The following is an 11,606-nucleotide window of genomic DNA, read 5'->3' on the forward strand; positions in this document are numbered from 1 at the left end:
CGCCGACCAGGATGACCGCGCCCGGCTTGCGCAGCGCCTCCGCGACGCCGGCCGCGAGCTCGCCGTCCGGGCCGGGCCGGGCGCCGGCGATGCCGGCGAGCAGGTCGGCCTCGCCGCCCGGCGCCACCGGCAGCAGCGTGCCGGCGAGCTTGCCGAGCGCGCGGGTCGCGACCGGGCCGACGGAGTAGACGGCCGTGCCGAGCCTGCGGACCGTCTTGCGCAGCCGCAGGAAGACGATCGGCGACTCCTCCTCCGGCTCGAAGGCGACGAGCAGGACGGTGGGCGCGGTCTCCAGGTCGGCGTAGGTGACGCCGATGCCGGTGCCGGCGACCGCGTGCCCGAGGAACGCCTCCTCCTCGGCCGAGTGCGGCCGGGCCCGGAAGTCGATGTCGTTGGTGCGCAGCGCCAGCCGGGCGAACTTCGCGTAGGCGTAGGCGTCCTCACGGGTGAGCCGGCCACCGGCCAGCACGCCGACGCCGTAGCGGTCGCGGGTCTCGGCCAGACCGCGCGCGGCGTAGTCGAGCGCCTCGGTCCAGCTCGCCTCGACCAGCTCGCCGGTCTCGTCGTCCCGGATGAGCGGGGTGGTCAGCCGGTCGGCCTGGCGCGCGTAGGTGAACGCGAACCGGCCCTTGTCGCAGTTCCACTCCTCGTTCACCGCGCCGTCGTCGCCGGCGAGGCGGCGCATCACCGTGCCGCGCCGGTGGTCGGTGCGCAGCGAGCAGCCCGACGCGCAGTGCTCGCACGCCGTCGGCGTGGAGACCAGGTCGAACGGGCGGGAGCGGAACCGGTAGGCGGCGCTGGTGAGCGCGCCGACCGGGCAGATCTGCACCGTGTTGCCGGAGAAGTAGGACGCGAACGGCTCGTCGCCCGCCACCGCGACCTGCTCGGCGGCGCCCCGCTCGAACAGCTCGATGAACGGGTCACCGGCGATCTGCTCGGAGAACCGGGTACAGCGGGCGCACAGCACGCACCGCTCCCGGTCGAGCAGGATCTCCGAGGAGATGGCGAGCGGCTTCGGGTAGGTCCGCTTCTCCTCCTTGAACCGCGACTCGCTGCCGCCGTTGGCCATCGCCTGGTTCTGCAGGGGGCATTCGCCGCCCTTGTCGCAGACCGGGCAGTCCAGCGGGTGGTTGAGGAGCAGGAACTCCATCGTGCCGGCCTGCGCCTTGCTGGCGACCGGGGACGTCAGCTGCGTCTTGACGACCATGTCGGCGGCGACGGTCGTCGTGCAGGCGGCGACCGGCTTGCGCTGGCCCTCCACCTCGACGATGCACTGCCGGCACGCGCCGACCGGGTCGAGCAGCGGGTGGTCGCAGAACCGGGGGACCTCGATGCCCAGCAGCTCGGCGGCCCGGATGATCAGCGTGCCCTTCGGGACGCTGACCGGCAGCCCGTCGATGGTCAGCGTGACGTGGTCGGGCGGCGGGGCGGGAGGCCCGCCCGGTCCGGCCGAGGCGTCCGCGGTGACAGTCATATTCCGACCGCTCCCATGATCAGTGACGTTCCCATGTCAGTGCGCCCCCGCCAGGGCGGCAGGCCCGGTGACGACGCCGCCCGCGGAGTCCTGCGCCGGGGCCGCGGGCCGCGGCTGGGCCGCCGCGGCGAACTCCTCCGGGAAGTGCTTGATGCCGGAGACGATCGGCGAGACCGCACCGTCGGCGAGCGCGCAGAACGCCCGGCCGAAGATGTTGTCGCAGGCGTCGGTCAGCGTGTTGATGTCGCTCGGGTCGCCCTGCCCGCGTTCCATCCGGGACAGGATCTGCACCATCCAGGTGGTGCCCTCACGACACGGCGTGCACTTGCCGCAGGACTCGTGCGCGTAGAACTGGGTGAGCCGGCGGACGACCTTGAGCATGTCCACCGTGTCATCCATGATCATGAGCGCGGCGGTGCCGAGCAGCGAGCCGGCGGCCTGCACGCCGTCGAAGTCCAGCGGGACGTCGAGGTGCTCGGCGGTCAGCATCGGCGTCGACGAGCCTCCGGGCGTCCAGGCCTTGAGCGCGCGGCCGCCGCGGATGCCGCCGGCCATCTCCAGCAGCTCGCGCAGCGTCGTGCCCATCGGGGCCTCGTACTGCCCGGGCCGGGTGACGTGGCCGGACAGGCTGTAGATCTTCGGCCCGGGCGACTTCTCGGTGCCCATCGAGCGGAACCAGTCGACGCCGTTGTTGACGATGAAGGGCACCGACGCGATCGTCTCGACGTTGTTGACGACCGTCGGCGAGTTGTAGAGCCCGTGCGTCGCCGGGAACGGCGGGCGCAGCCGAGGCTGGCCGCGGCGGCCCTCGAGCGAGTCGAGCAGGGCCGTCTCCTCGCCGCAGATGTACGCACCGGCACCGGAGTGGATCACCAGGTCGAGGTCGAAGCCGCTACCCAGGATGTCCTGGCCGAGGTAGCCGGCCCGGTACGCCTCCACGACGGCGTTGCGCAGCCGCCGGGCGGCGTGCACCAGCTCGCCGCGGACGTAGACGAACGCCCGGTTCGCCCGCACCGCGTACGAGGCGACGATGATTCCCTCGATCAGCGAGTGCGGATCGGTCATCATCAGCGGGGCGTCCTTGCAGGTGCCCGGCTCGCCCTCGTCGGCGTTGATGACCAGGTAGTGCGGCTTGCCGTCGCCCTGCGGGATGAAGCTCCACTTCATCCCGGTCGGGAAGCCAGCGCCGCCGCGGCCGCGCAGGCCGGAGTCCTTGACCAGCTTGATGATGTCGTCCGGGCCCATGCCGAACGCGGTGCGCACCGAGTCGTAACCGCCGTGGCGCTCGAACGTGTCGAGCGTCCAGATGCCGGGGACCTTCCAGCGCGCGGTGAGAACCGGGGTGACGGGCATCGTCACGCCCCCTTTGACTTCGTAGCGGCAGGAGCGGCCGATGTCGTGGTCGGGGCGCCCGCGGCCGGGCTGACACCGGACCGGGCGCCGTCCGCGGGCGCCTTGCCCGGCAGCACGTCGCCGACGGGCGCAGGGCCGGCCGGGCCGGTCGGGCCGTCGGCCCGCTCCGTGTGCGCGACCTCGCCGCGCCAGCCGGCCTGCTCGGCGACCGTGAGGCCCACCACCGACGGCTCGAGGAAGCCTGTGCCCGCGACGCCCTCTGGTCGTGGGTCCTCGAAGCCGGCGAGCTGGCGGGAGACCTCGGCGAACGTGCACAGCGGGCCACCGCGCGTGGGCACGGGCCGCTCGCCGCGCGCCAGGGCCTCGACGATGCCCTCGGCCGCCTCCTCGTCGACGCCGTCGTAGAACTCGTAGTTGACGGTCATCACGGGGGCGTAGTCGCAGGCCGCGAGGCATTCGGCGTGCTCGAGGGTGACCCGGCCGTCGGCGGTCGTCTGGTCATGGCCGACGCCGAGCTTCTCCGAGAGCCGGTCGTAGACCTCCTGGCCGCCCATCAGCGCGCAGGACAGGTTCGTGCAGACCGAGACCAGCCAGTCGCCGACCGGGCGGCGCTTGTACATCGTGTAGAACGTCGCGACCGCGCTGACCTCGGCCGCCGTGAGCCCGAGCTCGCTCGCGCAGAGCTCGACCCCCTCGGCGGTCACGTAGCCCTCGTCCGCCTGGACCAGGTGCAGCATCGGCAGCAGCGCCGAACGCTGCCGGCCGACGGGGTAGCGGGCGACAATCTCCCGGGCGGCGGCCCGGGTCTCGTCCGTCAGTGGCATCAGCGATCAACTCCCCCGAGCACCGGGTCGACCGAGGCGACCGCGACGATCACGTCGCCGACCTGTCCGCCCTCGGTCATCGCGGGCACAGCCTGCAGGTTGACGAAGCTTGGGTCGCGCACGTGCACGCGGAACGGCTTGGTCCCACCGTCGCTGACCACATGCACGCCGAGCTCGCCGCGCGGGCCCTCGATGGCCGTGTAGACCTGGCCTGGCGGCACCCGGAAGCCCTCGGTGACCAGCTTGAAGTGGTGGATCAGGGCCTCCATCGAGGTGCCCATGATCTTGCGGATGTGGTCGAGCGAGTTGCCCATGCCGTCGCTTCCGATCGACAGCTGCGCCGGCCAGGCGATCTTCTTGTCCGCGACCATCACCGGGCCGGGGCCAAGCCGGCCGAGCCGGTCCAGGCACTGCTCGATGATCTTCAGGGACTCGCCCATCTCCTCCAGCCGCACCAGGTAGCGCGCGAAGGAGTCGGCCTCGGTGGCCGTCGGGACGTCGAACTCGTACGTCTCGTAGCCGCAGTACGGCATGGTCTTGCGCAGGTCCCAGGGCAGGCCGGCGGACCGCAGGATCGGGCCGGTGATGCCGAGGGCGAGGCAGGACGACGCGTCCAGGTAGTTGACGTCGATCAGCCGGTTCTTCCAGATCGGCTGGCCGGTCAGCAGCCGGTGGTACTCCTTGATCCGCTTCGGCATGTCGACGAGGAACTCGCGGATCCCGCGCTCGGCGCCGTCCGGGAGGTCCTGGGCGAGGCCGCCGGGCCGGATGTAGGCGTGGTTCATCCGCAGGCCGGTGATCATCTCGAGCAGGTCGAGGATCTTCTCGCGCTCACGGAAACCGACGATCATCGCGGTGGTGGCGCCGAGCTCCATGCCGGAGGTGGCCAGGCCGACCAGGTGCGAGGAGATGCGCTGCAGCTCCATCACCAGGACGCGGATGACGGTCGCGCGCTCCGGCACCTGGTCGGTGATGCCGAGCAGCCGCTCCACGGACAGGCAGTAGGCCGTCTCGGTGAACAACGGGGAGAGGTAGTCCGCCCTGGTCAGGAAGGTGACCGCCTGCGTCCAGGTGCGGTACTCGCTGCTCTTCTCGATGCCGGTGTGCAGGTAGCCGATGACCAGCCTGGTCTGGCGGACCGTCTCGCCCTCGATGTCGAGGACCAGCCGCAGGACGCCGTGCGTCGACGGGTGCTGCGGGCCCATGTTGATGACGATCCGCTCGGCGCCCTCCTCGCCGGCGCCGAGCACCTGCTCCCAGTCCCCGCCGGTGACGGTGTAGACCCGGTTGGCGCCGTCCTCGGTGAAGCCAGCCTCGTAGGGGTTCGCCCCGGGCGTGGTGTGCGTGTCGGCGGTCATGACGCACCTTCGTTCAAAAACTGGGCGTTCAAAAACTGGGTCACGAGTAGCTCCGACGCTTCTCGGGCGGGGGCACCTGGGCGCCCTTGTAGTCCACCGGGATGCCGCCGAGCGGGTAGTCCTTGCGCTGCGGGTGGCCCACCCAGTCGTCCGGCATCATGATCCGGGTCAGCGCGTGGTGACCCTCGTAGATGATCCCGAAGAAGTCGTAGGTCTCCCGCTCGTGCCAGTCCGCCGTCGGCCACAGCGAGGTGAGGCTCGGCATCACCGGGTCCTCGACGGACACGGACACCTCCACCCGGATCCGGCGCCGGTAGGTCAGCGACGCCAGGTGGACGACGGAGTGCAGCCGCCGCCCGGTCGGGTCGTCCAGGTAGTCCGCGCCGGACAGGGAGGACAGCAGCTCGAAGCGCAGCGCCGGGTCGTCGCGCAGGGTGCGCCCGACGGCGAGCAGGTGCTCGCGGCGCACGTACAGCGTCAGCTCGCCCCGGTCGAACACGACCCGCTCGATCGCCTCGTCGAGGCCGGGGAACGCCCGCTCCAGCGCGTCGTAGACCGTGTCCGCCTCGTCGTCGCCGAACGGCCGCTCGCTGGACCCCAGCACCGGCGCCGGGGCGACGAGGCCACCGAAGCCTGAGGTGTCGCCCGTACCCTTCGCGCCGAACGCGTCGTGGCGGCGGCCGCCCGCGGCCGCCGATCCGTTCGGTACCAGTTCGCTCATCAGCCCAGGTCCTCGGTGGTCGGTCCGCCGTCCCGCCCGTGTACGTCGTCGGTCGGCTCGACGTCGAACAGCTCGTCGAGCCTGCCGGTGGTCGCCGGCTGCCCGACGACCGGGAGCTGCTTGCGCCGGCCGAAGACCGACGGCGGCGCGACCGCGGCCGGGCGGCGCGCGTCCAGGGCCGCGGGCTCGACGGCGCCACGGCCGACCGGCAGCGGGGCGTCGGCGGGCATCTTGAAGCGCTTGCGGTCGTTGACCGACAGCGTCCGGGTGTCGAGGCTGCCCGCCGGCAGCGCCGACTGGGCGGTGGCGACCTCGATCGGCTTCGGGTAGGGCGACTCGCCGATCTCGGTGCGGTCGAGCTTCCCGGACACCGGGCCGGTCTGGATCTTCCGGTGCAGCTTCATGATCGCGTCCATCAGCATCTCGGGACGCGGCGGGCAGCCGGGCAGGTACATGTCGACCGGGACGATGTGGTCGACGCCCTGCACGATCGCGTAGTTGTTGAACATGCCGCCGCTGGAGGCGCAGACGCCCATGGCGAGCACCCACTTGGGCTCGGCCATCTGGTCGTAGATCTGGCGCAGCACCGGGGCCATCTTCTGGCTGACCCGGCCGGCCACGATCATCAGATCGGCCTGGCGGGGGCTGGCCCGGAAGACCTCCATGCCGAAGCGGGCGAGGTCATACCGCGCCGCGCCGGTCCCCATCATCTCGATGGCGCAACAGGCGAGGCCGAACGTCACCGGCCACAGCGACGACTTGCGACCCAGGCCCGCTAGCTTCTCGACGCTGGCGAGAAGCACGCCTCCGGGCAGCTTCTCCTCTAGTCCCATTCCAGGCCTCCCCGCCGCCAGACGTACGCGTAGGCGACGAACACCGTAGCCACGAACAGCACCATCTCGACCAGGCCGAACACGCCGAGCCCGCCGAAGGCGACCGCCCACGGGTACAAGAAGATGATCTCGATGTCGAACACGATGAAGAGCATCGCGATGAGATAGAACTTCACCGGGAAACGGCGCGGGCCGGCCTCCTGCGGTGCCGGCTCGATGCCGCACTCATAGGCGTCGAGCTTGGCCCGGTTGAACCGCTTCGGCCCGACCAACATGCTGATCACGATCGACCCGGCCGCGAACGCCGTGGCGATCGCGATCAGGACGAGGATCGGCACGTAGTTGGAGAGCATGCCGAGCTCCTCTCCCCAGAGAAAATGTGGCCGGCGGTGCGCCGGGCTTCCTGCCCGCCTCCGGCCGGTCAGGACCGCTTCCCCCGGAGGCCTGTCTTGGTGGTGCCGTCCCGCCGGTCGCGGCGGCGATTCCTCGCCATCCGCGGCTGGTGAGCTTTCTCGCTTTCTACACGCACGCCCAGGGGCCCTACGCGCTCGGTGCCAGCCGGCACAGCGCGTTGATCACCCGGTCGTGCGCATCACCTCCCCGTGGGTCGGTGAGATTCGCCATGATCTTCAACATGAACTTCATCAGCACCGGGTGCGGCAGCCCGTACTTCGTGGCCAGCCGCATCACGGTCGGGTTGCCGATGAGGTTCACGAAGACCCGCCCGAGCGTGTAGTAACCGCCGTAGCGGGCCCGCACCGCCTCGGGGTACTGGTGCAGCGCTTTCTCCCGGGCGGCGTCGCTCGTCCTGGCCAACGCCTGCGCGATCACCTCGGCGGCCAGCTCACCCGACTCCATCGCGTACGCGATGCCCTCGCCGTTGAAGGGGTTGACCATCCCGGCCGCGTCACCGACGAGGAGCACGCCGTCGGCGTAGTGCGGAGTCCGGTTGAAGCCCATCGGCAACGCGCTGCCACGAACCGGGCCGGTCGCGTTGTCCTCGGTGTAGCCCCACTCCGGCGGCAACGCGGCCAGCCAGCGGCGCAGCAGGTCGCGGTAGTCGGTGTTGCCGAAGGCCGGGGTGGTGTTCAGGATGCCGAGGCCGACGTTACTCGTCCCGTCGCCCATGCCGAAGATCCAGCCGTACCCAGGCAGCAGCCGGCTCGCGTTCGGCCTGCCCTCCCAGAGCTCCAGGTGGGACTCGAGGTAGTCGTCGTGGGTGCGCGGGCTGCGGTAGTAGCGGCGCACCGCGACGCCCAGCGGCCGGTCGTCCCGGCGGCGGATGTCCAGCGACAGCGCGAGTCGCGCGCTGTTGCCGTCGGCGGCGATGACGACCGGGGCGCGGTAGGTGACCGGCTCGCGGTCGGTGCCCGCGCGGGCCGTGACGCCGACCACCCGGCCGGTCCGCTCGTCGCGAACGGCGCCGGCGACCGTGGTGCCCTCATGCAGCCGGGCGCCGGCCTTCTCGGCAGTGCGGGCCAGCAGCTCGTCGAAGTCGGAGCGCGGCCGGACCAGGCCGTAGTCGGGGAAGCTCGCGAGCTCCGGCCACGGAAGCTCCAGGCGCAGGCCGCCGCCGACGATGCGCAGGCCCTTGTTGCGCGCCCAGCCGGAGTCCGCCGAGGCGGCGTCGCCCTTGGTCCCAGCGTTGATGCCCATCCGCACCAGGCTCGCGACCGCCCGCGGCGTGAGCCCGTCGCCGCAGACCTTGTCCCGCGGGAAGGACGCCTTCTCCAGGAGCAGCACGTCCAGGCCGGTGTTCGCCAGGTGGTAGGCGGCCGCAGAGCCCGCGGGGCCGGCGCCGACGACGATCACGTCGGCATCGGCGCCGGCGCGTGCCACGCCATCCGACCGCTTTGTGATCTCCGTCACCCGATTCTCCCCACCGGCAACCGACGACCCAACCGGTTCCACACCTGATCCGCCTTTCCCGGAGATCCGTTGTTCCGCCGCGGATCCCGGGTCGGAGCGATGCGTACTCGGCCGTTCACCGGCTGTTGATCGCACGTTCCTCGCTGCGCTCGTGAATTTCTTCACGAGCGTCCTGCCACGGCCGAGTGTAGGCGCTCACACCGCCATTGGCATCAACCAGGATGGGGCGGGCGTGGGGGCAGTCGTCGAGCGCCTGCCCCCACGCCCGCCCGTCGGGCGCAAAGCGCCTTCCCAAGGTGGTTTCGGGCGCGGGCAGGCGCCGGTGGCTCGGCCGTTTTCGCCCCCACGAGGCGACTGAGCTGGGGCGGCTGCGACGGCGCCGTCACCGAAGTGGGGCGAGCCCGCCTCCCGTTTCGAGATTCACGTCACACCGTTACGGCGGGCATCCGGCTCAGGACGAGCCGGCGCTGTCCCGGTCGCCGTGGTGGAGGGCGACGATGCCGGCCGTGAGGTTCCGCCAGCCGACGTGCCGCCAGCCGGCGGACTTCAGGGCGTCGGCGAGGTCAGGCTGGGCTGGCCAGGCACGGATCGACTCGGCCAGGTAGACGTACGAGTCGGCGCTGCTGCTGACGCGGCGGGCCACCGCGGGCAACGCGCGCATCAGGTACTCCAGGTAGACCCGCCGCATCGGCCCCCACGTCGGCCGGCTGAACTCGCAGACGACCAGCCGGCCGCCCGGGCGGGTGACCCGGCGCAGCTCGGCCAGGCAGGTCGGCACGTCGGCGACGTTGCGCAGACCGAACGAGATCGTCACCCGGTCGAAGGCCTCGTCGGGGAAGGGCAGCGCGAGCCCGTCACCCGCGACCAGCCGGACGGTCCCCGACGCGGGTGGCCGGCGGGTGAGCCGGGCCTGGCCGGCGCGCAGCATCCCGACGGAGAAGTCACAGGCGATCACGTCCGTGCCGGCGGCGGCGAACGCGCGCGACGAGGTCGCCGTGCCGGCGGCGAGGTCGAGCACCCGCTGCCCCGGTTCGAGGCGCAGCGCCTTCGCGGTCGCCCGCCGCCAGCCGCGGTCCATGCCGGCCGACAGCACCGCGTTGGTCACGTCGTAGCGGCGCGCCACCTGGTCGAACATCGCGGCGACCTCGTCCGGCCGCTTGTCCAGGCCGGCGCGCTTCCCCCGACCGGCCTCCGTCCTAGGCACGGGCTCTGCCGCCACCACCGCGGGTCAGCTCGCCTGGACGAGCGGGAGGGCGGTGGACGAGAAGTGCGAGGCGACGCGCTCGTCGACCGGGTCCTCGGCCGGGTCGCGGTGGACGACCAGGTGGTTGTAGAGGGTGTCGCGCTGGGCGGGGATCCGGTCGGCCGCGCGGATCAGCTGGATCAGCTCGGACCGGTTGGTGCGGTGCCGCGCGCCGGCGGAGGAGACGACGTTCTCCTCCAGCATCACCGAGCCCAGGTCGTCGGCGCCCATGTGCAGCGTGAGCTGGCCGACCTCCTTACCGGTGGTGAGCCACGAACCCTGCAGATGCGCGACGTTGTCGAAGAACAGCCGAGCGACCGCGACCAGACGCAGGTACTCGAACGTCGTGGCCTGGGTGCGGCCGCGCAGGTGGTTGTTCTCCGGCTGGTAGGTCCACGGGATGAACGAGCGGAAGCCACCGGTGCGGTCCTGGACATCGCGGATCATCCGCAGGTGCTCGATGCGCTCGGCGTTGGTCTCGCCCGTGCCCATCATGAACGTCGCGGTCGACTCCAGGCCCAGGCCGTGCGCGGTCTCCATGACCGACAGCCAGACGTGGCCGGGCTCCTTGAGCGGAGCGATCGCGGCCCGCGGACGTTCGGTGAGGATCTCGGCGCCCGCGCCGGCGAAGCTGTCCAGGCCCGCGTCACGCAGCCGGACGATGACCTGCTCGTGCGTCAGCCCGGACGTGCGGCCGATGTGCACGACCTCGCTCGCGCCGAGCGAGTGCAGCGCCAACTGGGGATAGGCGGCCTTGATCGCGGAGAAGGCGTTCTCGTACCACTCGATGCCGAATTCGGGGTGGTGGCCACCCTGCAGCATGATCTGGGTGGCACCCAGCTCGACCGCTTCGCCACACTTGGCGACGATGTCGTCGAGGTCGCGGACCCAGCCCTCGGGGTGCTTCGGCGCTCGGTAGAAGGCGCAGAACTTGCAGGCGGTCACACAGACATTGGTGTAGTTGATGTTGCGGTCGATGATGTAGGTCGCGATGCCGTCCGGGAAGCGGCGCCGGCGCACGGCGTCCGCGGCCTGCCCGAGCTCGTGCAGCGGCGCCTGCAGGTAGAGCAGCAGCGCCTCTTCGGGCGTGATCCGGCCGCCATCGGCGGCCCGGGCCAGCATGGATCGGATCTCGCTCACCGCCCAGATGCTATCTTCCCGACCCTCGACGCCGGCTTCGTCCGCAAAGGCACGGCGGCCCAGTGGGATCGACCGCACACATCGGTTGCACAGATCGACCGCACGGGTCGAAGGCTCCCGTTCCGCCCCGGCACAGCCGTGCGCCGGGGCGGAGGGGCGGATCCGGGGTCAGTAGCGAGGGCCACCACGATCAGACGAGGACGAGCCGAAGCCGCGGAGCTTGTCCTTGAAGTGCGTGATCTTTGCCTTGTTTTCCGGCTTGGTCGCCTGCGACTTGACCTTGTTGATCATCTCCTGGGTCTTCGGGTTGTGCAGCATCTCCGAGACCCGCTGCGTGAAGTTCGCCATGACGGGGTTGTACCTGCCAAGCGCCTTCATCATGCGCCCAGAACACTTTCTGTCTGGACTGTCGTTACCCAGCGTAGGTAATGGTCAGGGCGTCCCGCCCGGCGAAGCACCGCTAGTGCCGCCAGCGCCCGATTTGTCCTCGAACCGGTCACGCACCTGCCCAGGCAGCTGGTTCATCTGGCCAGGGAGCTGATCGCCGATGTTGGTCGCCTTGCCGCGCCACTCGTCGATCTGCTGCTCCACTCGGTGTACGGCACGGTCCCAGAGCGCCTGGCGCTGCTTGTCGATCGCGCTCGCGATCTGGTCGGCCGCCGAGAGCAGGAGCAAGACGATGATCACGAAGATGATCGTCTTCTTGAACGGGATCCGGAGGCGGAAACCGCGACGGCGGCGAGCGGGGCGCTCGCGACGCGGCGTCGGCGCGGGAGCGGGCGCGGGCGGCG

The 11,606-nt window shown here is 71.1% G+C and carries 11 protein-coding genes and 1 pseudogene; all 12 read right to left on the bottom strand.

The features are described from left to right. Positions 1 to 1,474 (bottom strand): NADH-quinone oxidoreductase subunit G (locus tag FRCN3DRAFT_RS42185; protein ID WP_007519865.1); only part of this gene is annotated, 1,474 nt, incomplete at its 3' end. 36 nt (positions 1,475 to 1,510) lie between these two features. Next, on the bottom strand, positions 1,511 to 2,827 hold the full coding sequence (nuoF, locus tag FRCN3DRAFT_RS0201940; RefSeq protein ID WP_007519866.1) for an NADH-quinone oxidoreductase subunit NuoF: 1,317 nt from the start codon (positions 2,825 to 2,827) through the stop codon (positions 1,511 to 1,513). 2 nt (positions 2,828 to 2,829) lie between these two features. Next, positions 2,830 to 3,651, bottom strand: a complete 822-nt coding sequence (gene nuoE / locus FRCN3DRAFT_RS0201945; RefSeq protein ID WP_007519867.1) for an NADH-quinone oxidoreductase subunit NuoE — start codon at positions 3,649 to 3,651, stop codon at positions 2,830 to 2,832. After that, positions 3,651 to 5,009 (bottom strand): NADH-quinone oxidoreductase subunit D, encoded by a 1,359-nt coding sequence (locus tag FRCN3DRAFT_RS0201950; RefSeq protein ID WP_007519868.1) that lies wholly within the window; start codon positions 5,007 to 5,009, stop codon positions 3,651 to 3,653. Before FRCN3DRAFT_RS0201950 ends, nuoE begins: the two co-directional genes overlap by 1 nt. Positions 5,010 to 5,049: 40 nt before the next feature. Then, the gene (locus FRCN3DRAFT_RS0201955) at positions 5,050 to 5,730 is read right to left on the bottom strand and encodes an NADH-quinone oxidoreductase subunit C (protein WP_007519869.1); all 681 of its coding nucleotides are present in this window, start codon (positions 5,728 to 5,730) and stop codon (positions 5,050 to 5,052) included. After that, positions 5,730 to 6,563 carry a NuoB/complex I 20 kDa subunit family protein gene (locus FRCN3DRAFT_RS57540; protein WP_007519870.1) on the bottom strand — a complete coding sequence of 278 codons (834 nt, stop codon included), beginning with the start codon at positions 6,561 to 6,563 and terminating at the stop codon, positions 5,730 to 5,732. The genes FRCN3DRAFT_RS0201955 and FRCN3DRAFT_RS57540 overlap by 1 nt, the downstream gene beginning before the upstream one ends. Next, entirely contained in the window at positions 6,554 to 6,916 is a 363-nt protein-coding gene (locus FRCN3DRAFT_RS0201965) for an NADH-quinone oxidoreductase subunit A (RefSeq protein WP_007519871.1), read from the bottom strand. Before FRCN3DRAFT_RS0201965 ends, FRCN3DRAFT_RS57540 begins: the two co-directional genes overlap by 10 nt. A gap of 187 nt (positions 6,917 to 7,103) precedes the next feature. Continuing rightward, positions 7,104 to 8,432: a geranylgeranyl reductase family protein gene (locus tag FRCN3DRAFT_RS0201970; protein ID WP_007519872.1), complete on the bottom strand. Its 1,329-nt coding sequence runs from the start codon at positions 8,430 to 8,432 to the stop codon at positions 7,104 to 7,106. A 451-nt stretch (positions 8,433 to 8,883) separates the two neighbouring features. Further along, a complete protein-coding gene (locus FRCN3DRAFT_RS0201975) occupies positions 8,884 to 9,636 on the bottom strand; it encodes a demethylmenaquinone methyltransferase (RefSeq protein ID WP_027140167.1) in 753 nt (250 codons plus the stop codon). 24 nt (positions 9,637 to 9,660) lie between these two features. Then, positions 9,661 to 10,797, bottom strand: coding sequence for a cyclic dehypoxanthinyl futalosine synthase (mqnC, locus tag FRCN3DRAFT_RS0201980; protein ID WP_007519874.1), 1,137 nt, complete (start codon positions 10,795 to 10,797; stop codon positions 9,661 to 9,663). A 186-nt stretch (positions 10,798 to 10,983) separates the two neighbouring features. Beyond that, a complete protein-coding gene (locus FRCN3DRAFT_RS0201985) occupies positions 10,984 to 11,196 on the bottom strand; it encodes a hypothetical protein (protein WP_007519876.1) in 213 nt (70 codons plus the stop codon). Between the two features lie 51 nt (positions 11,197 to 11,247). Beyond that, positions 11,248 to 11,606: pseudogene (locus FRCN3DRAFT_RS54735) on the bottom strand (serine/threonine-protein kinase); the annotation flags it as partial.

The sequence above is a fragment of the Pseudofrankia saprophytica genome (genome assembly GCF_000235425.2).
GTDB lineage: Bacteria > Actinomycetota > Actinomycetes > Frankiales > Frankiaceae > Pseudofrankia > Pseudofrankia saprophytica.